The 23,436-nt window shown below is 45.2% G+C and carries 22 protein-coding genes, 2 pseudogenes and 1 riboswitch; of the genes and pseudogenes, 5 read left to right on the top strand and 19 right to left on the bottom strand.

The genetic code is table 11. The annotated features are described in order from the left end of the window. Nucleotides 1–165 precede the first annotated feature (165 nt). The 11 genes and pseudogenes from PP175_RS12235 to PP175_RS12185 form a co-directional block, all read right to left on the bottom strand. Nucleotides 166–590: pseudogene (locus PP175_RS12235) on the bottom strand (hypothetical protein); the annotation flags it as partial. A 347-nt stretch (nt 591–937) separates the two neighbouring features. After that, complete coding sequence (infC, locus tag PP175_RS12230; protein ID WP_272443062.1) at nt 938–1,423, bottom strand: translation initiation factor IF-3; 486 nt, start codon at nt 1,421–1,423, stop codon at nt 938–940. After that, nucleotides 1,410–2,207 (bottom strand): ECF transporter S component, encoded by a 798-nt coding sequence (locus PP175_RS12225; RefSeq protein WP_272443061.1) that lies wholly within the window; start codon nt 2,205–2,207, stop codon nt 1,410–1,412. The genes infC and PP175_RS12225 overlap by 14 nt, the downstream gene beginning before the upstream one ends. Then, nucleotides 2,186–3,877: an ABC transporter ATP-binding protein gene (locus PP175_RS12220; RefSeq protein WP_272443060.1), complete on the bottom strand. Its 1,692-nt coding sequence runs from the start codon at nt 3,875–3,877 to the stop codon at nt 2,186–2,188. Before PP175_RS12220 ends, PP175_RS12225 begins: the two co-directional genes overlap by 22 nt. Next, on the bottom strand, nt 3,859–4,740 hold the full coding sequence (locus PP175_RS12215; RefSeq protein ID WP_272443059.1) for an energy-coupling factor transporter transmembrane component T: 882 nt from the start codon (nt 4,738–4,740) through the stop codon (nt 3,859–3,861). Before PP175_RS12215 ends, PP175_RS12220 begins: the two co-directional genes overlap by 19 nt. A gap of 9 nt (nt 4,741–4,749) precedes the next feature. Beyond that, nucleotides 4,750–5,499: a DUF4430 domain-containing protein gene (locus tag PP175_RS12210; RefSeq protein ID WP_272443058.1), complete on the bottom strand. Its 750-nt coding sequence runs from the start codon at nt 5,497–5,499 to the stop codon at nt 4,750–4,752. Between the two features lie 67 nt (nt 5,500–5,566). After that, nucleotides 5,567–9,085 (bottom strand): S-layer homology domain-containing protein, encoded by a 3,519-nt coding sequence (locus PP175_RS12205; RefSeq protein WP_272443057.1) that lies wholly within the window; start codon nt 9,083–9,085, stop codon nt 5,567–5,569. A 172-nt stretch (nt 9,086–9,257) separates the two neighbouring features. Further along, a riboswitch (cobalamin riboswitch) is annotated at nt 9,258–9,460 on the bottom strand. A gap of 113 nt (nt 9,461–9,573) precedes the next feature. Continuing rightward, nucleotides 9,574–10,368 carry a formate/nitrite transporter family protein gene (locus PP175_RS12200; protein WP_272443056.1) on the bottom strand — a complete coding sequence of 265 codons (795 nt, stop codon included), beginning with the start codon at nt 10,366–10,368 and terminating at the stop codon, nt 9,574–9,576. Between the two features lie 223 nt (nt 10,369–10,591). Further along, the gene (locus PP175_RS12195) at nt 10,592–10,789 is read right to left on the bottom strand and encodes a YwbE family protein (protein ID WP_272443055.1); all 198 of its coding nucleotides are present in this window, start codon (nt 10,787–10,789) and stop codon (nt 10,592–10,594) included. A 2-nt stretch (nt 10,790–10,791) separates the two neighbouring features. Then, nucleotides 10,792–10,989 (bottom strand): hypothetical protein, encoded by a 198-nt coding sequence (locus PP175_RS12190; RefSeq protein WP_272443054.1) that lies wholly within the window; start codon nt 10,987–10,989, stop codon nt 10,792–10,794. A gap of 122 nt (nt 10,990–11,111) precedes the next feature. After that, nucleotides 11,112–12,275 carry an SAM-dependent methyltransferase gene (locus PP175_RS12185; protein ID WP_272443053.1) on the bottom strand — a complete coding sequence of 388 codons (1,164 nt, stop codon included), beginning with the start codon at nt 12,273–12,275 and terminating at the stop codon, nt 11,112–11,114. A gap of 124 nt (nt 12,276–12,399) precedes the next feature. Here PP175_RS12185 and PP175_RS12180 point away from each other — a divergent pair, with 124 nt between their 5' ends. Further along, nucleotides 12,400–13,236 (top strand): protein-glutamine gamma-glutamyltransferase, encoded by an 837-nt coding sequence (locus PP175_RS12180; RefSeq protein ID WP_272443052.1) that lies wholly within the window; start codon nt 12,400–12,402, stop codon nt 13,234–13,236. Nucleotides 13,237–13,353: 117 nt separating this feature from the next. On the opposite strand, the gene PP175_RS12175 is transcribed toward PP175_RS12180, so the two are convergent. The 4 genes from PP175_RS12175 to PP175_RS12160 all read right to left on the bottom strand — a co-directional run bounded on the left by PP175_RS12175 (nt 13,354) and on the right by PP175_RS12160 (nt 15,907). Beyond that, nucleotides 13,354–13,818 (bottom strand): CBS domain-containing protein, encoded by a 465-nt coding sequence (locus tag PP175_RS12175; protein ID WP_272443051.1) that lies wholly within the window; start codon nt 13,816–13,818, stop codon nt 13,354–13,356. A gap of 199 nt (nt 13,819–14,017) precedes the next feature. Next, nucleotides 14,018–14,179 (bottom strand): hypothetical protein, encoded by a 162-nt coding sequence (locus PP175_RS12170; RefSeq protein ID WP_272443049.1) that lies wholly within the window; start codon nt 14,177–14,179, stop codon nt 14,018–14,020. Between the two features lie 109 nt (nt 14,180–14,288). Then, nucleotides 14,289–15,104: a formate/nitrite transporter family protein gene (locus PP175_RS12165; RefSeq protein WP_272443048.1), complete on the bottom strand. Its 816-nt coding sequence runs from the start codon at nt 15,102–15,104 to the stop codon at nt 14,289–14,291. 431 nt (nt 15,105–15,535) lie between these two features. Further along, nucleotides 15,536–15,907 carry a Na-translocating system protein MpsC family protein gene (locus PP175_RS12160; RefSeq protein WP_272443047.1) on the bottom strand — a complete coding sequence of 124 codons (372 nt, stop codon included), beginning with the start codon at nt 15,905–15,907 and terminating at the stop codon, nt 15,536–15,538. A 323-nt stretch (nt 15,908–16,230) separates the two neighbouring features. On the opposite strand from PP175_RS12160, the gene PP175_RS12155 reads away from it, so the two are divergent. Further along, a complete protein-coding gene (locus PP175_RS12155) occupies nt 16,231–17,058 on the top strand; it encodes a C40 family peptidase (RefSeq protein ID WP_272443046.1) in 828 nt (275 codons plus the stop codon). 74 nt (nt 17,059–17,132) lie between these two features. Here PP175_RS12155 and PP175_RS12150 read toward each other — a convergent pair whose 3' ends face one another. Both PP175_RS12150 and PP175_RS12145 read right to left on the bottom strand, forming a co-directional pair. After that, complete coding sequence (locus tag PP175_RS12150) at nt 17,133–18,284, bottom strand: thiolase family protein (protein ID WP_272443045.1); 1,152 nt, start codon at nt 18,282–18,284, stop codon at nt 17,133–17,135. A 19-nt stretch (nt 18,285–18,303) separates the two neighbouring features. Continuing rightward, nucleotides 18,304–19,476: pseudogene (locus PP175_RS12145) on the bottom strand (acyl-CoA dehydrogenase family protein). A gap of 161 nt (nt 19,477–19,637) precedes the next feature. On the opposite strand from PP175_RS12145, the gene PP175_RS12140 reads away from it, so the two are divergent. After that, nucleotides 19,638–19,973 (top strand): winged helix-turn-helix transcriptional regulator, encoded by a 336-nt coding sequence (locus tag PP175_RS12140; RefSeq protein ID WP_272443044.1) that lies wholly within the window; start codon nt 19,638–19,640, stop codon nt 19,971–19,973. Between the two features lie 115 nt (nt 19,974–20,088). Next, on the top strand, nt 20,089–20,454 hold the full coding sequence (locus PP175_RS12135) for a DUF1516 family protein (protein WP_272443043.1): 366 nt from the start codon (nt 20,089–20,091) through the stop codon (nt 20,452–20,454). A 798-nt stretch (nt 20,455–21,252) separates the two neighbouring features. Here the strand turns inward: PP175_RS12135 and PP175_RS12130 are convergent. After that, complete coding sequence (locus PP175_RS12130) at nt 21,253–21,744, bottom strand: VOC family protein (RefSeq protein ID WP_272443042.1); 492 nt, start codon at nt 21,742–21,744, stop codon at nt 21,253–21,255. Between the two features lie 175 nt (nt 21,745–21,919). On the opposite strand from PP175_RS12130, the gene PP175_RS12125 reads away from it, so the two are divergent. Next, nucleotides 21,920–22,180 carry a hypothetical protein gene (locus PP175_RS12125; RefSeq protein WP_272443041.1) on the top strand — a complete coding sequence of 87 codons (261 nt, stop codon included), beginning with the start codon at nt 21,920–21,922 and terminating at the stop codon, nt 22,178–22,180. Between the two features lie 62 nt (nt 22,181–22,242). Here PP175_RS12125 and PP175_RS12120 read toward each other — a convergent pair whose 3' ends face one another. After that, entirely contained in the window at nt 22,243–23,397 is a 1,155-nt protein-coding gene (locus PP175_RS12120; protein WP_272443040.1) for a M20 peptidase aminoacylase family protein, read from the bottom strand. Nucleotides 23,398–23,436 lie beyond the last annotated feature (39 nt).

Genomic DNA, 23,436 nt, shown 5'->3' with positions numbered 1-23,436 from the left:
TGGTGGAACAGAGGGGTTTAAAGAGAGCCCACCTACACCTAGGTAGGCTACTCTACTCAACAGTTTGATTATTATCTGAGGTAAATAAAAAGTTGGGACTGCGAAAGGCTTTTATCTGTTACATATACCATTCGTAGCCCTTTTTACTAGCAAAAATCGGATAATCTTCGCATTGGAACTTTCAATTGCAGCGTTCGTGCCCGCTGCACTGTCCTCTCCACCACCACTTGTAACCTGAGTAGCTGAAGATTGTTGTGCAGATGTCAATTGGTCTGATTATTGATGACAATCACAATTCCTTCCTCATTTTCCCAGTCTGCATGCTTTTTGTTCGGTTCAGTCTGATCGCCTCCCATACCTGTATTTTTTGCTAACCCGTTCGCCCCGACACTCTGTTGCTGTTCAGTATTTGACGAATCAAGAGCAGCATTATTTCCTGCTGCACTGTTTCGCCCAGCTCCGCTCGCAATTTGTGTGGTATTTGGGGCACTCGTGAACTGGTTGTTGATGACGATCACAATTTTTGGGCTATGAGGAAAAGGACCGGCAACAATTTCTTCCCCGTTTTCTTTTACTACGCGGAAGGTCATTGTTTGATTAAGATTTTTTTCACTAGAACTCGTTTTGCCAGTAGAACTTATTTTCTCACTGCAACTTATTTTCTCATAAGAACTCATTTTCTCATCTCCATTTGATTAAGCTGGCACCATGTTCACCGCATTGCTGTTGGTCATTCTGATATCCACTATCGTATTTTGATGTCTTAATAGACGTGCAAAGATCTATTCGGAAATGAGCTATTTTGAGAACCAGGGAAACAGCCATATGACGAGTCATAAAACAAGACCCGCTGCCTTAGAAAGGACAGCGGGTTTAATAGGATTACTACTTACTGTTTTTCCTCTATATTTTTTGAAAGGGATTGTAGCTTTGCAGTTTACAGCGGCCTTAACACGACGCTCACCTGTTTCCCGCTCGTGTGAACGCCTTTTTCTTTTTTGCCACAGTGGGACAGTTCAGCTGCCATGTGATCGACGACTTTTCTGGCTGCATCACTTTCCTTTCGCTGCAGGCGAACGGTAAGTTGCACAAAATCACCACTTTCAAGTATCTTTTCAGCCTGTCGTCTTTTCGTATCGAAATCGTGCGTCTCAATCCCCGCAGTCAATTGAATTTCTTTTATTTTCGGGCCCTTTTTGAGCTTGTGCTGAGCCTGCTTATCTTTCGCTTTCTTCTGCCGGGCAGTTCGCCCGTCCATCAATTGGCACGGCGGCGGACTGGAGGTCAGCGAAAGACACACTAAATCTACACAGAGTTCTTTTGCTATCCGCAAGGCTTCATTCGTCGGAAGAATCCCTAAATCTTCGCCGTATAGCCCGGTTAGTTCTACTACAGAAGCCTTTATTTTTTCATTGATAATCATGTTTAATCCTCTCTTTGTTCCTGTTTTCAGCCAGCAGCTGACCGGAGGGATTGCGTCTGCTCAAATGCGCACGATTCTTGGCTAGCCCCGGTTGTTGCTCCGTCCGCAAAAGCCCATATTTGACTTTAAAACGCTGGAGAATTTTTATCCAGCTGGACCCGAATAAGTACAGAAAGAGTGCATTGGAGCAGGCATGGGCCAGGTCAAAATAAAAACTGGTCACATATGAAGCTATAATCATTCCCCATGTTAATTCTTTTATAAACCCGATTATAACCGATATATTCATAAACCAGTCAAATACAAAACCCCATATAAACCCATAAAGCGCCAGACACCAGCGATGGGACAACCAGCGCAAGTCTTTCAACATGCCCGTAATAAAGCCTACCATTCCCCAGGCGAACATCTGCCAGGGAGTCCATGGCCCCTGCCCAAAAAATATGTTGGAGACGAGAGCCGCTGTTGACCCGATAATAAATCCTGCTTCCGCACCAAACACCATCGCACAGGCAATGATAATAAAAGTAACCGGTTTTACATTTGGTATGGCAGCGAATGGAATGCGGCTGACTGCGGCAACCGCTGATAAAATGGCAAGCAGTACAATTTCTCTTGTATCCAGGCTCCGCAATTCAAACCGGACATAGAAGGGGACAATAGACAGAAGGATGATAACAAAGCTGAGCAGCAAGTACTGGTCCGCCATGTATAAGGAAGCAAGGGATAAAACAAGCAGGCCTGCAGCCAAAATGGTTACGGTTAGGAGACGGTATGATGCCACCGATCAAGTACCTCCTCAAATGTAATGGCAGAGGGCATGATGTGCCGAAAAATCCGGTTTATCACGGTGGTATAGAAAAAGCTGCCCTGAAAAAACTCCTGTGGGGTTCCTTCGGCTGTAATCGCTCCCTCGAATAACAAGGCACAACGGGTTGCATAGCGGGCGGCAAATTCCAAATCGTGAGTAACCATCATAATCGAGATGCCACTCAACCTTAATTTCTGGAGAATCTGGGCCAATTCCTCTTTAGATACCGGGTCTAAACCTTTAGTCGGTTCATCCAATAACAGAAGTTCGGGCTTTGTCAGAAGCAACCCTGCTAGTGCGGCCTTTTGCTGTTCCCCGCCGCTGCAGTCGTAAGGGTGTTTCGTGAGAATTTGCTCAATCCCGAGCTTCTTCATAATCGGTTGATAGTCTGCTTCTGTAAGCTTATAACGTTCCACAATGTAATGTAGTTCCCTTTCCACCGTATCATGTACAAAATACAGCTTGGGATTTTGGGCTAGATACCCGATAAAGCGGTAACGGTCCGTTAATGGGATTCGCTTGATTTTCTCCCCTCTGAATCGTACGCCTCCTTTATGCGGGGTTAAGAGGCCTGCAGCAACTTTTAGCAAAGTTGTCTTCCCGGCCCCATTCCCGCCTACAACAGCGAGGAAGTCTTGCTTTCTCAATGTTAGGTTCAATTGGGATAAAACAGGCTGCCCTTTACGTTCGTATTCAAAGATCACATCTTTTATTTCAAGAAGATTCGGCTGGGCTTTTGGAGATTTCTTTTGACGTTCGGTATGTAAATCATAATCCTGTACGAATGCATCAGCTAAACTTTGATGAAGCCACTGTCTTCCCTCTTTTACAGACAAGGGGATCTCGCTCGCCGACGACGGTGTAATGAGCTCCTGATCTTGCATCGTTAGGTAGAGTTTTGCAATAGATGGCACATAAGGCATGAACAGTTCATCCTGGACCTGCCAGATTGCATCCATCACATCCGCCGATTTACCTTGGTAAGCAAGCGCGCCATCTTTCATTAGAAAGACACGGTCAGCAAGCGGCATAACCTCCTCCAGGCGATGCTCAACCAGCACAATAGTCATGCCCAGTTCTTCATTTAACCGCTGAATGATTTGCAGAAACTCTTTTGCCGCAATCGGATCGAGTTGCGCTGTAGGCTCGTCCAGCAACAGGATTTTGGGCTGCATCAACAGCACAGAAGCAAGATTTACCATCTGTTTTTGCCCGCCTGATAATTCATGTGTTTTACGCGCAAGGAGACTCTCCATGCCAAAGAAATTGGCCATCTCCGCAACTCGCTTACGAATTTCACCCGTGTGAAGCCCCATGTTTTCCAGGCCAAAGGCAAGCTCCTGCCAGACTTCGTCCATCACAATTTGATTCTCCGGATCCTGAAAAATCATGCCCATTTCTTCCGCTAATCGCTGGGGATGCTGTTCATTGAGCGGCACGCCCTTATAAGAGATTTCGCCTTCCAGAACGCCGACGGGCTGGATTTCTTTTTTGATTAGTTTGAGCAGGGTGGATTTGCCTGAACCGGAGGATCCGGCCACCACAATGAATTCTCCAGGTTGAATGTGAACCGTGACATTTTTGATAGCTGCTGTTCCATCCGGATAGGAAAAGGATACATTTTTTAATTCCAGAATTTCCATTTTTGCGCCTCTTTTCCTTTTATCAATAGAGGGGTCACCATAAATAAGATAAAAGAACAATAGATGATCCATTGGGTGTGTGTAAAGGGGTGCCACTCAAGGCTCGGATATATAGCCAGCGTTCCATATCCATGAAGCCATCCGCCTATACACACACCGCCAGAAACGAGCAACAGGCCAAGGGTTAGAAAATCCTGGCTGCGCATACGATAAGGCATGTAACTTCCCCGTCTGTTATCCATTCCATATCCTCTCGCTTTCATGGAATCAGCCGTTTGCAACGCTTCTTCCAATGACCAGGTTATCAGAATCTGAATAAGAACCGTCGCATCTTTTATTCGCTTGCGCAGCCTGCCTTCGAGCGGATTGATATCTCTTGTCATTTGCACGGTCCGTATCTCTTCCATCCGCCGTTTGAACAAGGGTACAAACCGGATCGACAGCATAAGCAACAGGCCCGTCTTTTGAAAGGCACGAGAAAAAAGAAATAAGAATTTCCCTGAAGTCATTTCCTGGTTATACGCTGCAGAGCAGATAAGAATATTTAATAAAGAAAGCATCATCGTTATCCCATACATGACCGATTCAGCCGTTATCGGCTGATTAAGAAAGTAAAATAGGATATGTCTGCCGCGATGGGTAAACAGCGGATTAACAAGCGCGATCGTTACCCCGGTTAGTAAATAGAATGGAAGGAATCCGCGCAGAAAACGGGTGCGATCAATGCTGTAGTTGATTAAGATAATTCCCAGAATACCGGTTATCAGATAAATGGGATGCAGGAGCACGATGCTTAATAGAGCATAGCCCATGAAGTAAAACAAAATCGTAAAAGGATGCAGAAATGGATATCCCGGTCTCATTTTTGTTCCTCACTTGGCTCCAATGTCTTTTCCAGAATCCATCGTATACATCCAGACAATGGAGTCGCCCGCTTTGACGCGATAGCTCCCCGCACTTTTATCGCTGAATCTGCTATTCACTTTAAACATCCAACCGCTTTTGGGTCCATCATCAAATTCATACAGATTGTCAATTCCTTTTATATAAGCGGTAGACAGGGCTCCGCTGTATTCATATTGCATATTGTTTTGCTTTAAACAGCGCGTCAAAATGTCTAGCACCGTATCGCCATCTTTCACCATGACCGATTGAACCGGCAGAATCGCCGAATGCTGTTTGTCACCTATGATCTGGAGTGTGACTACCGGTGAAACCGGTACCGTTTGATTGTGATATGCGGCTGCCTGGGTCACCGGTTTGGGCGCGTCCGATGATTCACTGGATACCTTAGCCTGTGGTGTAGAGGTGGATGTAGGTGTAGCAGCCGCTGTATGGGCAGCAGCAGAAGCTGTTACCGGGGCCTTCTTTTGTTCCACCGTTTTGGTGTTTGCTTCTGGTTGGCTTAACTGCCCTGGCTTTGCCAATTTGCCGGGCTGTGTCTCGCTCACCGCGGTACTAGAGTTGACAGTCTGCGTACCGTTGTCTGAACTGGACGCCTGCTGAACAGCTGGTGCAGAAGATGCCCCACTTTGTTGAGAAGTTGAAGCGGGACCGCTGCAACCGCTAAGTAAACCGGTGATCAGAGCACATCCGAAAACAAGCGTTTTCCAATTTGACATCCTATTTCCTCCTACCTGAGAAAAAAGAGCCGGAGATTCATCTGCGGCTCTTCATCTCTTCGAATATTTATTTATAAGGTTTGCTTGAATTATAGAGTTTAACGGCCAGCACAGCGGCCATTTCCCTTGTTACCTTGCCGCGCGGATTAAAACTTCCATTGTCTCCGACCATAATTCCGCGCTTGTATAAAGCTTGAATGGCTGGCATGGCGTAGGCATCGATCTGGCTCCAGTCTTTAAAGGACACCACGATTTTCTGCGGTGCCATATGCCATGCTTTCGCAATAATTGCCGCTGCCTGTTCTCTTGTTATCGGTTGGTCAGGCCCAAAGGCCGTGCCAGAAATTCCGCTAATGAGCCCTTTCGCTCTCGCTGTCATAACACTTCCATAGTACCAGCTTCCTGGCTTCACATCACCGAAGATGACCTGTCGTCCGCTTGATTCTTTTTCATTTAACAGGTTCACGATCACTTTGGTAAATTCCGCACGTGTTATCGCATGTTTCGGAGCAAAGGCCCCGTTGCTGCCCTGCATAAGCTTCAGCTGTTTGGCCTGCAGCACACTGGAAAGCGCCCAGGATGCAATTTGATCGGCATCCGTGTAGCTAGAATCTGGTTTACTGGAAACAGGCTTGCTGGAATCCGGTATTGCAGCATCCGGTTTTTTAGTGAATTGGTAGATAGAGCCTGTGCCTTTTATAAAGGATTGATAGGCATTAAGAGCCGCCAGCGCCTGCTCTGTCGCAATTGGATCTGATTTCTGACCAGCCTGGTGAACAAACCCGCCATCCTGCTGCTGGAACTGGAGTAAGCTCGCGATTAAGTTTTTGCCTGCCCGATTGAACTTTGCATCCGCTGGATTGCTGCCAACCGCTGCTAATCCCTGAATTTCCTGTGCAATGCTCTCGCTGTTGTCCATAGGCTGGCTGCCGGAAGTAGTCAGCCATTCAAGCGCAGCGTCCACAGCCTTCTTAACCTCTGGCTGCTGTTGGTAAGGTGCAAGTGCTGCGAGCGTCATGGAGGTTAAATCCAGATCGCTTTTGTCGCCGGCCACCAATGACCAACCGCCATCTGCGTTTTGATTTTTTATCAGCCAGTCTACTAATTTTGCCTGATTCCATAACGCCTTATCAGGTACCTGGTAGCCGTTACTGTCGAGAGCAATTAAAGCAAAAATGACCCCGTTTGTTCCCTGAGAGGTGAGGCGGCTGTTCGTATAAATTTTTTCTATTAAATTATAGCCGCTCACATTTAATGGATCACCCGATGCAGCCAAAACGCCGAGTACCATCCGCTCGTAATCCGTAATATTGCGCAAAGCGCCATTTTTTTGCTGCAGCGTTTTTTTCAAATCATCCAGGTAGTTCGCTGGTACGGGAATGCCTGCCCGGGAAAGAGCAAAGGCTGCCCAGTCTGATATATTGGTGCCTTTTAAAATATATTGCCCTGCAGCTTGCATGGCCTGTCCCACGTCAATTTGCGGGGATAATGCGGAGCGATTAATCACGGCAAACTGGGTGAAATGGTTAACTTGCCCTGTTACTTCGCCTGTTTTTGCATTGAGTACAGCGGGGATTGGCACCCACTTGTTTGTTGCTTCATCCAGCCAAGCCAGTGCTACTTGTGATAAATCCTGCACTTCGAGCGGCACCTTAACAGTAATAGAAATCGGCTTGGCAAAATGCGTTCCATTCGGCTCGAAATCATAAATAGAAGAGAGCAGCTCTTTACGTTCTGGCTGTGCGCGCTCTTCCTTCACCGAAATCGTTTTAACATCGGACAGCGCATTCTGTGGAATAAATACCTGCACTTCTTTTGCCCCGTCGCTAAGCGACTGGTCAGCAGTAGGAGTACTTGCTTGAGAAATATTAACGGAGTTATCCGTTACTGTCTGTTTTATATTTTCTGCCTGATCAGCTGTCATACGATTTTCCACTTGTTGTACTACCACCGTATGGCTAACTTGGTCGACCGGTTTTGTATTATCAACTGGAAGCGGAACGCTGTTAATCGCTTCTACTACGCTTGCGTCTGGCTGTGCAGATGTTTTACTGTCCGTTCCGGTTGAGCTGCTAGAAGGCGCACCCGCATCCTTGCCGCCGTCCGCTGTGTAAATCCACTGTACGGTATCCCCGTTCTTTAACGGGTAGCTTCCTGCTCCGACGCTAGTAAATTGCCCATTCACGGTATACATCCAGCCGCTTAAGGGGCCTTTGTCAAATTCAGCTAGCCCGCCGATGGATTTAACATACACACTGCCTCCACTCCCATCGGCTGACACGTTTCCGCTTCCCATAGCAGCGATAAGAACGGAATATGGCGTACTGTTCGGCTGTAGATCAACCGATGATGCCGGTAAAATGGGCTGACCCTGGTATCCGGTTACGTAGACTGTTACCTTTTGTCCCTGTGGGGTGATGGGAGCGCCTGCCTGTCCGCCAACTGCGGAAGGAAAGGAATCCGATTGCGTGCCTGGCCCCTTCATGGCGTAATAAATCGTTTCTGTACTGTTGCCGGAGCCATTTGCATATTTTAAATAAGCAGCTAAGGCGCCAATGGCATCCTGTGTGGAAAATGAATCAGTAGCAGCTGCCGCATTGTTATATTTAAACAGACCATCCTGCCCTGCAAAAGCGAGCAACTTTTGGACAAGGTTGGTATCATTAAAGGTGGTAGGATCCACATGGACTGAGCATAACCCAATGATCATCTGGGCTAAGCTGTTGCAGTTCGTCATGTCACCATTCGTTTGAAGAAGTTTTACGGCTCTCTCGATCGCCTGTTGCACCTGAGGATTCGCTTGATAAGGGGCCAAAGCAGTCAAAGCCATACCTGTCATGTCTGTGCTGAAGTCATAATCAGTAGCAGAACGGTATCCTAGGAACTTCCATGTAGAACTGTCGTAATTTGCGGCTTTCCAAGTTGACTGATCAAGTGTTACAAATCCCCAGCCGCCACTTGGAAGCTGTGCAGCCAGAATGCTTTGGACCAGTTGGCTCTGCGTAGTCATGGCATCCTGCGGAACAACATACGGTTTAGCATCCAGCGCAAGCAACCCATAGATCACGGTGCCAAGCGAGTTTCCATCAGTGATAACTGATTGAGAATACAACTTTTCAATCAGGTTTACTCCATTAATGTTTGTGGCATCGTTGCCTGTTGAAGTCACACCCATAAGCGTTTTTTCAAGGGTAGTGAGAGAAGTCAGCTCCTTCGGATATATATCCGTACCCGCAGTGTCTTTTTTTATACCAGAAAGCCAGGAAGTATAATCGGATGTCGGCTTGAGGTTCGCTAAATATCGCGCTACAGGCACCCATTGATAATCTGAACTACCTGTAGCCTTGGTATAGGCAGTAGCTGATAAAGGGAGCTGTGCTGCAACCTCCTGCTTAATGGTTATCGAATCATCTGTCGTTGTCGTGACTGCTATGGAGTCAGGTGTCGTCGTACTATTTGGATCAGGAGTGGGGACCGCCGATGTATCTGCAAATACTCGGCTTCCAGTTATCCCAAATGTTTGAGTAAGAAAGAATATTGCCAAAAAACATTTTAGAAATAGTTGAAAATGGCTCGACCTATGCATAAATCTTTTCTCCCTTTTTAAGAAACCTGGTTGACGTGAGGCTTTACAAAGTAAATTTTATTGGCAAGTATGTACAAAAATACAAAACCCTCTATCCATTTTGATAGAGGGCACTAAAAAATCTGTGTGGTTTTCATTACAAAAAACTACACCTCCCTATCTCCCCGTAGGTCTACGTGTTCTCCTCTCGGCAGGTCTCCTGACTTTGCTTCCCCCATTTGTTTTCTCCTTCCCAGTCTATGACCAGTGGATACTATCAAAACAAATGTCAGCATTACAGTGGCGGGACCGTATCGGATTTACACCGATTTCCCTTTTAAAACGTACTATCATTGTAAAAGCAATGATACCGTTACCGAAAAGCAACCTATTTAATTTTTCTTTACGAGAATAATCTTTTATGTAAAGTTTGTCAATGCTTATCGGGTGTTTTTGGGCGTACATAAAAAATAGTCACCGCATAATTGGGTGACTTTGGCACTTTCCTCTTAATGGTTATCGACCTTCGTTTCAGAGACGTCCCGTAAATAGCTGTACCAGTAGACTGCACCTACAAAAATGGCTCCTCCGACAGCATTTCCAAGATACACAGGTACAAAGTTGGCCAAATAGTCGATCCAGGTTGCTTTTCCTGCAAAAATAGCCGCCGGAATAACAAACATGTTGGCCACTATATGCTGAAAACCAATCGCGACAAAGGCCATAATCGGAAACCAAATGCCAAGAATCTTTCCCCCCACGTCCTCTGCTCCATAGGCCATCCATACAGCCAAGGCCACCAGCCAGTTGCAGCCTATACCTGAGAAGAATGCCTGGATGAAATTATCGTGCAGCTTGCCCTGGGCGATTGAAACGGTTTTCGCTAGAAAAGGACCAGCCTCGGTTAAACCGACCACATGGCCAAAAAAGTAGGCTACAAATATAGAGCCTATAAAATTACCAATTGTAATCCAGAACCAGTTGCGTACCAGCTGAATCCCTGTAGCACGCCGGGAAAGAACCGCGATAGGAACGGCCATCATGTTTCCGGTTAACAGTTCACCGCCTGCAATAATGACCAGCATGAGTCCTACTGGGAATACCGCCCCACCCAAAAAGGCTCCAAAGCTTCCCCATGCTTTTGGAAGGTTGCCCGTTGTACGAATATCTAACAAAAAACCAATAGCAATGAATGCGCCGGCAAGAAAACCCAGTACAAGCATCGTTGACACCGACATGTTTGCTTTCTTAATCCCACTGTGAGCGGCGGTTTCTGCAATTTCTTTTGGTGGCTTATAAGCCATTAACCTTCCCTCCTTTTCTTGTTGCTTTTTATCTACCCTTTCTTTCCCTTACCGGACTCACTTAAATCAATCCAGTATGCAGTCCCTTTTTCTTCCTATTTCATTTTCATTAGCCTGTCCTTTCAGCTCTGCCGTCATACTATCACAGCAGCCAATGCTTATTGATAACAAAATAGTAATCCTTATAAAAGCAAAAACCGCCCAGATTAGGCGGTTTTCCTACTTATTCATTGATGATTTCCTGTACTCTTCCTACTTGTCCATCCCGCAGGCGGACTTTAATCCCATGCGGATGAAAACTCGAATTCGTTAGGATGTCTTTAACAATCCCTCTTGTCCTTATGCCAGTGCGCTGATCCTTCTTTAATACAATGTCAACTTCAAGTCCCGGATGAATGTCTTTGCGGTTCTGTCCATTCATAACTACACTCCGGTTCGCCTGCGCTGGTTGTTCGCCTTCTTCGTCTGCTGGCTTTTAACTTTTTGATTGCCTGCTTTTAACTTGTTGGCCGAGATATCAGCACCCTGGCTCTGCTTTTTTTCCGCCAGCCTTTGTTTGATTGCCTCCTGTAAACTAATCTTTTTACGGTGTTCGTTTTGAGTGTTGGGCTCATCAGCCATTTTACGTCAGTCCCCCTGCATCTTTGATGATAATATAGACAAGAGAACGCAAATACAGTTCTCTTTAGTATTCATCCATTATAAGCGGACAGCCATACCGAATACAACCGGCTGCAATCCCTTTACCTGTACATATAATCACGTGTGATTTCAAGATTATTGTTGAGGCCCTTAGAAAATAAAATTTGGTGAATGTTAAGCCCGCTAAGTCGAAAAGAAGCGGCAGCTGCATTCAGGTACAGGCGCCACATGCGTACGAACCTTTCACCGTACATCCCTTTCACTGTCTCTACGTGGTTTTCAAACCTTTCCGCCCAGTTATCAAGTGTCTTTGCATAATGCAGCCGCAAACTTTCTGCATCAATTAAATGGAAATCATACTCAGGCAAGAGCTGAATGATTTCACGGAATGAAGGAATGTACCCGCCCGGGAATATATATTTCTCAATCCACGGATCACTCGGTTCTTCAGTGGGGTGAGTAATGGTGTGCAGCAGCATTAACCCTTGATCCTTTAGCATCGTTTGAACCGACTTCATAAAGTCTGGATAGTAAGCCTGTTCCACATGTTCAAACATGCCCACGCTTGAAATTTTATCAAACTTCCTGCCTGTTTTAGCCAGGGCCCGGTAGTCAAGCAGCTGCACATCAACCTGGTTTTCCAGCCCAAGCTCCGCTATACGCTCTTTCGTCTTCTTGTACTGCTCCTCGCTTAGGGTTACACCAGTAGATTTAACTCCGTACTGCTGAGCCGCTCGGATAATAAGCCAGCCCCAGCCGCTGCCGATATCGAGAAGGGTTTCCCTCTCTTTTAGCTGCAGTTTCTTCAGAACGTGGTCAATTTTTTGCAGCTGCGCTTGTTCAAGCGTATCTTCTGGGGTACGAAAATAGGCACAGGAGTAACTCATCGTTTCATCAAGCCATAACGAATAAAAATCATTTCCTAAATCATAATGGTATTGTACATTTTCTTTTTGCTTGCGCAAGTTAGGCAGGACAGCGAGCTTGGAAAGGGTCTTGCTCCAAAAAATACTCTTGTTCATGTTGGCTGCCCGGATAATCTCTTCAATAGATCCATCAATATCCACGGCACCGTTCATATAGGCTTCACCAAACGTAAGCACCGGATTTTTCGTTAACTCAGTTAGCGAGATCTTATCACGAAAAACAAGAGTGAAGCGAGGATCACCCGTTCCATACTTTTCTGTTGTTCCATCTAAATACGTTACTTGAAAGTCAGCACCTTTAATCCCGCTAAAAAACTTATGAAATAAGAAATTTTGCATAGGGTAATCTCCTTTTCATTCGATTAGAAATAATTGTTTCACTATTGAATATATTCTATTTAGGGCATTCACATCCTAAATTTTTTACCCGTAAAGCTTCTATACTGAATCAGGAGGGAGATCAATGATTCAGATTTCAGACACATCGGTTGATATTAACACACTTGACCAGGAGTTGCCAGCAAGCAGCCTGCAGCGGAAAATCCTAAATCGGCTGGCTGAAAGCCAAATCGTATATAACTATCCTTCTCTATCCCTATTAAAATTTGAGATAAAACTTAGGAGCAGTACGGTGTCTGCCGCCAGGAGGCTTGCGGTGAGCGGTTCCGAATTCGCAGTGTTTGACAAGTCTAAATGCAATGCTGCCTACTGGACACGCACAGATGAGGGCGGTTTTCTGTTGAATCAAACGGCTACACCCTCCGCTGGTATCAATGATATTTTTAAAAGCGGCTGGAAATATGCATTCGAATGCACCACATCCATTGTCATTGTGTATTATAAAGCCCTGATCGATACGATTGGTGCGGAAAGTTTTAATAACCACTTTGCTTCTCTTTACCTGTTCGACGGAACATACGACAAACATTTACACCTCATAAAAACCTTCGCCGGGCAATCCGATTACCTTCCGGGAGACGCTCTGTATTTTAAAAATCCTGAATATAATCCGGAAACACCGGAGTGGCAGGGGGAAAATGTAATTTTATTGGATAATGATACGTACTTTGCACATGGCATTGGTATAAAAACAAAAAAAGGGGTAATTGCCTCCCTGAATCAATACCGCTTCGCAGGAGCCACCGTATCTGCTTTTCTTGTGGATGAAGCAGTCCGGCCTGACTTCGCCTATCTGGCTCAGTTTGACCTTATCACAGGGGAGCGGAGTGCAGGTGTAATTGCCGATGGGAACACGCTCGTTTATGCCCAGATCGGTCCGGTCATTCAAATCCGCCCATAAAATACAGGCAGCTCCTCTGGGGGGCGTCAGATGGATTTTGCTATTGAAAAAAACCATCGCTGTCGCCTCTCTGCGATGGTTTTGTTAACGTTTTGTTCGCATTTGTCTTGAATGATCTTACTTTGCGTTTAGAATAAACTGGGCCAACTGCCTGATGATGTCCCCGCGGCTCACTACTCCGGCAACATTTTTCTGTGCGTCTATAACCGGTATTTTTTTAAAGTGATGGGTGGAAAAAATCGTCATCGCTTTCTCCAGGTCGTCTTCCGGCGCCACTGTGAACAAACCGGTTTTTTTCATGACTTTCGTTACATTTTGTTCCAGTTTACGATCGACGGTTGCTTCAAGAGTCTCCGGGTTCGTCATCACTACATAGGAGAAAAAGTCATAAACCCGCTGGTCTTTCGGTTTCATAAAACGGATAATATCGCCATCGCTAACCATGCCCGTTAGTTTTCCTTCTGCATTAAGCACCGGGACACCTCCCACTTTGTGGTTTACGAGTGTCTGCAATAACTCTTTAACGCTCGCTGTCTCTTGCACGGAAATAACATCTTTAATCATAAAATCCATAATCTTCATAAGGCGATCTTCCTTCCTTCAATTCAGATTGGATAAGCCGACTTTACTTTAAGTATAAAGAAGTTTTTACCATTCAACAACCTGGCTATTATTTTATCGTTACTTACAATTTTACACGAAAATTAACCACGGAAATTTTTTATAAAACGAAAAAAGGCGCTCATTCCGTGTACGGAATAGGCGCCTGGACTTCGTAGTTTCATCTTTTATAGTAAATAAGCGAGATAATGAGAACGACGAAGCTTATCAAAGTAACTTTATAATAGGTGATTGCGGGCTTGTTTCGTAAAGAAGCGACCATCGCCAAAATTCCAAACACAAACATCCCCAACAATCCAACAAGACTTAACACTGCCCACATACCAACCCCTCCTCCCTCGTTCATTATAGCAAAAGAAAACATCGCGGGCAGGAGCCCAGCGATGTTTCATCTAAACACTATTGAATGGATTGAATTGGCAAAATCATTCTTACGAAACTTTCTTTTGATATTCTTGTTGCTGCTCCTGCATAGTTTTATCCTGACGCAGATACGCAAACCAATAGGCACCCGCTACAAAAATGGCCCCGCCTACAAGGTTGCCAAGGAAAACTGGAACAAAGTTCGTAAAGTATTCTGCCCATGTTGCTTTGCCCGCGAAAATCGCTGCCGGGATAACAAACATATTGGCAACCACGTGCTGGAAGCCGATTGTAACAAATGCCATAACCGGGAACCAGATACCGAGCATTTTACCCCCAAGGTCTTCAGCTCCATAAGCTAGCCATACAGCAAGCGCAACAAGCCAGTTACAGCCAACTGCCGAAACAAACGCCTGGAAGAATGAATCATGAAGTTTCGCTTGTGCAATCGAGACCGTCTTGGCCAGGAAAGTACCGGTCTCTGTCAGCCCCACTACATGACCAAAGAAATAAGCAACAAACACTGCTCCGACAAAGTTGCTGATCAGAATCCAGAACCAATTGCGAATGATTTGTCCAACTGTTATCTTCTTAGAAAGCAGAGCCACAGGCAATGCCATCATGTTTCCTGTTAACAGTTCGGCGCCCGCAATGACTACTAGTACTAGGCCAAGTGGGAAAACAGCTCCCCCTAGAAAAGATCCGAAGCTGCCCCATGCTTTAGGCAGATTGCCGATCGTGCGAATATCAAGTAAGAATCCAAGGGCAATAAAAGCCCCGGCAAGAAATCCGAGTATAAGCATATTAGAAACAGACATCGACGATTTCTTGAGTCCTGCTTCTACTGCTTTATTTGCAATTTGTTGTGGTGAGTGAAAAGCCATTATAACCATCCTATCCTCTGTTTAGTGTACCTTCTACACTGTTTTTTTTAGTCTCTAGCCCATTTCTTGCAAAAGCCCCAGCGGGACGGAAAGCTTTGCCTGCGTACTATACATACACATACCCCCTAACTTATTTATACCAATGGTTTATGGCTGCCCACTGTGCTCGGTTTTATTCGTGCGATTGTTCAGAAAACATAAAAAAACCATCATAAAACAGTTGGAAAAGGCGCCTTGTCCTTCTCTACTATTTTATGATGGAATAACCTTCGGCACTTTAGTACCCATAGCCAGCCCGTCACCGTTGCAAAACAAGTAATAAGAAGTAGAAAGAATGCGTTGTATCTGCAATCCGTCCACCAACTTACTGAGCTCGTTTAAAATGGTATAAACAGAATGATGATATATGTAACATTATAGACACATTTTTGTTAGCTGTCTAGTTCTAATGGCCGATCGAACACATAAACGGTCATCGCTGTATCCAATTCAAAGCGAAAATCAACAAAAAGAGTAACCATTTTGGCTTTGACAAGCTCCTCAAGAGGCTTGCCTACAGATAAGTCATCATAAATGTTCTTTATAAACTCCGTGCGGGTGGCATGGATCATCCGCTGGCCCTCGGGGGTACGGCTCATAAACTTTTCTACACTGGTAAGATTACCCTTCATCTCACAAATTGCCCACGAACCTACAAACCGGGTTATAATATGGGTCGGGCCTTTTCCTACGTGTGTTTTTCGTATTTCTCTAACAATATTGCTAAACTCATGAGCTATTCGTGCGTTGTTTGCTTTTTCCACCGCTTTACCTCCTGTGTGTATTTTTAAATCCAACTTGTGCGTAGACCCGAATAACGGCTTCGTTATTATAAATCACCGATCAATAAATTTCATTACATTTATACAGTTTTACTATTCGACGATGAACGATGGAAGCTGCTCTAATTAACAAAATATTAGGTCCACTACTTTATCCCCGGCATATACGGCGATTTAAAGTACGATTCATTGTGGTTGGGTTACTTGCCATTTTTTGATGGATTATCCTTATGCTCCATTCGTGTTATGTTGGTTACGTACATAGAATTAATCCAACTATGTCAACAACACCTGGGGGGGAATCTATGAAAAAGAAACTATTTTTAGGAGCTTTGCTAGCGCTGTCACTATGGCCTGCCACAAGCTATGCAGCAACTTATGACCAGTATACCGTAGCCGATGGTGATGTATTTTCTTCAATTGCCCAACGTGCTGGTGTGAGTGTATCTGCCTTAACATCTGCAAATCCATTGGTAAATCCGAAAAATCTATATCACGGATTAAGGATCAGCCTTCCTGCAGGCCATAAACCCATGAATGGCGTAACACCAGCTAGTGCGGTTTCAAGGAAGACATATACCGTACAACCCAATGACACCTTTTGGAAAATCTCTCAGAAATTCTCCGTTAATTACTCCTATTTGGTTACAGCCAATCCAAAAGTAAAAGATCCTACCAGTATATATCCGGGGCTTGTTCTAAATATCCCAACCGCTCCCGCTTCCCCCTCCAAAGTTTCTGATTCGAAGACGAAAATCGAAGGGATTATCGCGCTTGCAAAAGATCAATTGGGGACGCCATATGTATGGGGAGGATCGTCTCCATGGGTCGGCCTGGACTGTTCTGGACTCACGCAGTATGTGTTTGGAAAATACGGAATTAGCCTTCCTCACAAAGCAAGCATGCAGTTTCAATCTGGAACCCCTGTAGCAAAAAATGATTTGCGCAGAGGAGACCTGGTGTTCTTCAAAGAACATGGTTCGGCTACCATTACACATGTTGGCATCTACCTCGGTAACGACCAAATGATCGATGCTGACACAGATCCGCAAAATGGCGTGCAAATTACAAACGTGTTTGGCGATGCTTATTACAGCGCTTGCTACGCGGGAGCCAAGCGTTATATCAAGTAACATTAGAAATGAGAAGGAAAACAGCCTTAATTGCTAAGGCTGTTTTTTTGGGATTTATGTTCTTAGACTTTCCACTAATCCAGACGCTCTATAATGGTAGCATTCGCCATGCCATGCCCTTCACAAATAGCCTGCAGCCCATACCGCACGCCCGTTCGCTCTAATTCGTAAAGCAGCGTCACCATAACGCGCGCGCCACTAGCTCCAAGCGGATGGCCTAGTGCGATCGCGCCTCCATTCGGATTCAATTTAGCCGGGTCAGCCCCCGTCTCTTGCAGCCAGGCAAGCGGTACCGGAGCAAAAGCTTCATTGACTTCGTATAGATCCATATCCCGAATGGTCAATCCAGCTTTGTCAAGCACTTTATACGTGGCTGCGATGGGGCCTGTTAGCATTAATTCAGGGTCTGAGCCAATCACTGATCGGGCCACAACCCGGAAGCGCGGTTTGATTCCTAACACTTCGGCCTTCTCCCTCGACATCAACAGGATGGCGGCTGCTCCATCGCTTATCTGGCTGGCATTGCCCGCATGAATCGTTCCACTTTCCAGAAAAGCAGGTTTCAACGTTCCAAGTTTCTCAAGGGTGGTCCCCCGGCGTGGGCCTTCGTCATGTTTCATTACAGCCTTAGTTCCGTCTGACAGCACAACTTCGAGCGGCATGATTTCACGATCAAAACGTCCTTCTTCTTGCGCATTTAGAGCTTTAGCGTGACTTTTTAAGGAAAATTCGTCCAACTGACGGCGGGAAAACCCCCACTTTTGCACCATCTTTTCTGCCGAAATACCTTGATTAAAGCCGCCAAAGCGCTCAGTTAATGCTTGATTCCATTCAGCTCCCTGTAAATTTGAAAACATCGGGACGCGGGACATGCTCTCGACTCCGGCTGCGACCACGACGTCCATATCCCCGCTTAAGATCGCCTGCGATGCAAAATGCACAGCCTGCTGGCTGGAACCGCACTGGCGGTCAATGGTTACACCGGGCACTTCAATGGGGTATCCGGCGAGCAGTGCGGCTACTCGCGCGATGTCACCTGCCTGTTCGCCGGATTGGGAAACGCAGCCCATGATAACATCTTCAACCACTTCCGGTGGTATGCCGGCCCTCTCGACAACTTCCTTCAGTGCCGCCGCCGCTAAATCGTCAGGTCGCATGCTGCTTAATGCACCTCCCCGGCGCCCAACTGGCGTGCGAACCGCTTCAACAATAACGACTTCCCTCATACAATCCTCTCCTTCTTCCCTATAAACCTAGATTTTTCGCGATGATCATCTTCATCACTTCATTCGTACCTGCGTAAATCGCAGACACCGGAATATCCCGGTAGCGGCGGGCGATCTTATACTCTTCCATGTAGCCGTAACCGCCGTGCAGCTGCATGCATTTGCCTGCTATACGTTTGGCCATATCGGTGATCCACCACTTAGCCATCGAAACTTCGGTGACAACATTCATGGCCAGCATGTGCTTGGCAATTAAGTTATCCAGAAACGTGCGGCCCATCTGTATTTCAGTTGCCATCTCTGCCACCGTAAACTGCGTATGCTGAAACTTGCCAATCAGCTGGCCGAACGCTTCACGCTCCTTTACATACTGAAGCGTCATATCGAACATTTCTTCTGCCGCCACCTGTGCGGAAATGGCCACACACAATCGCTCCTGCTGGAGTTTTTCCATCAAATAAACAAATCCTTGTCCCTCTTCACCAAGCAGGTTGGACGCAGGCACCCGAGCATCTTCAAAAATTAATTCAGCCGTATCGCTGCTGCGAAGCCCAATTTTATCAAGCTTTCGACCGTGGGAGAAGCCTGGCGTATTGCGCTCTACAAGCAGTAAACTTATGCCTTTATGGGGTGGTTTTGCCTGGGGATTCGTTTTGCATACGACGACTAACAGGTCGGCTTGAATCCCATTCGTGATGAATGTTTTCTGTCCGTTAAGTACATAGAAGTCATCTTGTTTTACCGCTGTCGTACGTACAGCGGCCAGATCGGAGCCTGTTCCGGGCTCTGTCATCGCGATGGCTGTGATAATGTCTCCACTTAGGCAGCCTGGCAGATATTTTTGCTTTTGCTCTTCGGTGCCATAAGAAGCAATATACGGCACAACAATATCACTATGTAAGCCAATACCGGTGAGTCCAGTTCCTACCCGTTCCATTTCTTCATTTACAATGACGGAAAAACCAAAATCGACTCCGAGCCCACCGTACTTCTCATCCACCTACGGGCAAAGAAAACCGTTTTCGCCTAATTTACTCCAGAAAGAGCGGGGAACGAATCCGTTTTTTTCCCATTCATCGAAGTACGGCACGGCTTCCTTCTCAAGAAACTTTCGCAGTGAATCACGAAACATCAGATGCTCTTCCTCAAAATAAGGACGTGTATCTTTCTCCCGTTTATCAACAACAGCCATGCTCTTCGCCTCCTCATGCTTTATTTCGTTGTTGAAAAAGTAAATCCTGCATAAAATGTCAGAATGATTCGTAAACAGCTAATATTAAGGCATATTAAAGTGACTCATACAACTTACTTATATTAAGTAACTATGCTAAAATGAATATAGAGGTGAAATAAATGGAACATCTTGATAGGCTATGCCCAAAATTTGAAGAAGCCTTTACGTTACTGGGAAAAAGATGGACAGGACTTATTATCCGTTCGCTGTTTAGTGGTCCAAAACGGTTTCGTGAAATGGCGGATATGATTCCAAATATGAGTGATCGGATGCTAGCGGAACGCTGTAGAGAACTGGAACAGCATGAAATTGTAATTCGGCATGTGTATGCTGAAACGCCTGTGCGCATTGAGTATGAATTGACTGAGAAAGGAAAAGGGCTAAAGAAGGGAATGGATGCCATTCAAGAATGGGCAGACGAGTGGATACAGCCAAACCAGGAAGTATTAAAATAACCGATAAAATTCATTTTAGAGATCACAGAGTACCGTGATGAAATGAGATTATATTTTTATCATGTAAATATTGTATACTAGGTTCATCTACTAATTAAATCAGGAGGAAATCATTTTGTCACCAAATGTACTCGCGATGCTGTTCAGAACCCATTCAGACTCTTGGTTTTGGATTATTATTTTCTTTGTCCTCAGTTTGCTTTTCCTTAAAACAGGAAAAACCACCCTGCACAAAATAAGCCAGGGTTTATTCCGGCTTATTTCTCTGATCATGATTGTTAGCGGTATTGGACAGCTCATTGGCCTCAATTTCCCTGTGACCTATGTGATAAAAGGAGTTCTGGCGATTGTGATGATCGGGGTAGCTGAAATGGTAATAGCGAAGGCTAAAAGAGGAAAAAGAACGGGCCCTTTCCTAGCAGTGTTCGTTATTCTTCTTGCACTGGTCCTTCTTCTTGCATACCGGGTGATTTCTATTTAAGATTTGCCCGTAGAATGAATTGAAAGCTGCCCATATGGACAGCTTTCTGTTTTATATAAGTGAAGTTTTACCATGGATTGTCTGTAAATCTCTTTTACCTTATTCATTGAAAAAATATAACCAGCATAGGAAACAGTAAAACAACGGAAGCCCTGCCTCTCTTCCATCCTTACGGCTCCGATGACCGTTCCAGTGTGAATTCTGTACCAAAAATAATTGAGAAAAAACTCAAATACATGCGAAATTATATAGGGGACTAAATTGAAAAAGGAGGGATAAAATCTTTAAGAGGGTGATTTGATCGAGATTGTTTGAAGGTAAAACTTAAACCATTTCTTTATTCTATCACATTTACCACGCATTGTCAATTAAATGAACTTGACTGAAGCCAAACTATATGCCACAGCCTTAATTGCCCTAATGTTAAAAGGAAAACAAAGTTTCCTATTGACTAAAAAAAGCAAATGTCGGTATCTTCTTATCCCCGGCATTTGCTTCACTGTATCATTTCTTTTGAGCTGCTGTGAAGATGTTTTTAGTCTGTGCCATCCTTTACTGCATTCTTATAACCTGCGAACAAACAACCTACACCAATGATTGCCATTACAATAAAACCAGTTATATAGATTGCGCCCATTCTAATACCCTCCCATTTCTGTCTGTTTCATTTTTACTAACATATCCTTTACACCTTTATAATAACCAAAAGTAACCAACTTTCATAATGAATAATTTGTGTCGTCATTTGTGCTGGACAAGTAGCTTGCAGACGTTAAACTGATACTTCAGTTGTTTGTCCTACAGATTTTTCTCCTTTGTTGTATCTGGTGTTGATGGATGATTCTCGAGTTCCTGAAAAGGCCGGGTTGGACACGTTTCTTCAGATGGAGGGAGGAATCTCGGCGGTCTTACCCTGCAATTAGAGATTTCTATTAAATTTAAGTCGGGGTCTCTTATATATACAGATTCGATGGGTCCCTCAGCTCCTGTTCGGGTGACAGGCCCTTCTTCAATTACTATGGTACGATGGCGCAGATGCTCGATTACTTCAGTAAGCGGGGTTGCCGTTATAAAACATAAGTCAGCTGACCCGGCCACCGGATGTGCCGCCTTAGGCTCAAACTCTCTGCCTGACTCGTGCAGGTTAATTTTCTGATTTCCAAAGTGAAGAGCTTTCCTTCCGCTTCCAAATGTATGAACTTCCATTCCCAATACATCTTGATAGAATTCACAAGTTGTATCTATGTTTTTCACCGTTAATACCAGGTGGTCAAGCCTGTTTATTCTCATAAAAAATCTCACACTCCCAGTACGTTGTTATTTAACCATAAGATGGTATTCAATTTTATTCCATTGCCCCGAAAATTGCGGAAGTAGACTTGACAATATACGCGAACACCCCGGTACAAACCATCCTCGGATTAAATAAAATAAAGCATCGTTGTAACAGAAATGAGGTGGTACCATGAACATTGACGCCATTATTAAAATTGTTAAGGGAATCCCTAGGGATAAATGGAGCGATGAAAAAACAATCAAAAAAGCAATTAAAGATGCCGCAAGTGCTTCTGGCAAAAAATTGTCAGATGAAGAGCTGACAAAATATACACAGCAATTTAAATCCCTTGCCCAAACCAAATCCCCGTTTGGACTGATCGGTATGTTGTTGAAGAGCGGAATCACCAAAGAACAAATCAGTCTAATTAAGAAGAAGATGACAAAATGAATATAGACTTCGCAATTTGATACGTAAAAACCTGCCGGAGACTTTCGGCAGGTTTCCTTCAATTAACCCCGGCTGCTAACGCCTTTTTCAAAGGTGCGCACAATCGTGCGGGCTAAGATTTCAGCTCCAGTATAAAGAGCAGAAAGGTGAAACTTCATATGCGGATGGTGCAGACCCGGTTGCAAATCGCAGCCAAGCCCCAGCATAGTCGCTTTAATAGCAGGCCGCTTGAGTGGATAAAAATGAAAATCCTCACCGCCAGGCGTCACAATTTCGCTCACATTATGTTCACCGAGAAGTTCAGCAATACTCTCGCGCAGTAATTCTTTTGCACGTTCATCAACGATCGCTGCAGCCGTTTTGTGCTTGAATGTGAGAGAGACCTGGGCACCGAAAGCTTCCCCGGAGTTCCGTATGATTTGGTCTATCTTTCCTTCCAGTTCGTCAATGGCATCGTTAGTCTGGGCACGGGCGTCAATCGAGAATTCCGCGTAGTCCGGGATAATATTTGCGCTATCTCCACCGGCAACGAGTCTCGTCATTTTAACTGTAGCAGGCACCATCGGATTCAGACGAACGGACTGCAGGAGCTGCACAATGTAGGAAGCCACCTCAATGACATTGACGCCAAGGTGTGGGCGGGCGCCGTGGGCGGAAATTCCACGGATTTCTCCTTTTATGGTCATCGAGGCTCCGTTGTAAATAGCAGGAGAAGCTTTGCCTAGCGGGAACTCCTGAATAGGGCGGAGGTGAATACCATACAGATAATCAATATCGTCTACAACACCTTTTTCCACCAGCTTTAATGCCCCCTCTCCTTTCTCTTCAGCTGGTTGAAAAATTACTTTTATTTTCCCTGGCGGTGTATATCCGCTCGTCTTAAGAATTTCAATCGCGCCAAGTACCATGGCCATATGGGCGTCATGCCCGCAGGAATGGTTCGCGCGCCACTTACCGTCTACGTATTGCCAGAGTGCATCTATATCAGAGCGAAGGGCAACCGTTAAATCAGCGGGCCCAGCTTCCCCCCACTCCCCGATTACACCGGTACAGTCTGTGAAGGTAATGGTGCGCAGACCAAGTCCGGCCAGCCTTTCCTGAAGATAGCGCGTCGTATTCGCTTCTTCCCAGCTAATCTCCGCATTCTCATGCAGATATTTCCATGTTTGAAGTATGATTTGTTTGTGAGCTGCTGCTCCGCTGCGGAAATCTATCATGATTGGTCTCCCCTTATTGTTTGTATACACAGAGTATTG

The organism is Aneurinibacillus sp. Ricciae_BoGa-3 (assembly GCF_028421645.1).
GTDB lineage: Bacteria > Bacillota > Bacilli > Aneurinibacillales > Aneurinibacillaceae > Aneurinibacillus_B.
The sequence above is the reverse complement of the archived record's forward strand: the minus strand, read 5'-3'. Positions and strand labels throughout refer to the sequence as shown.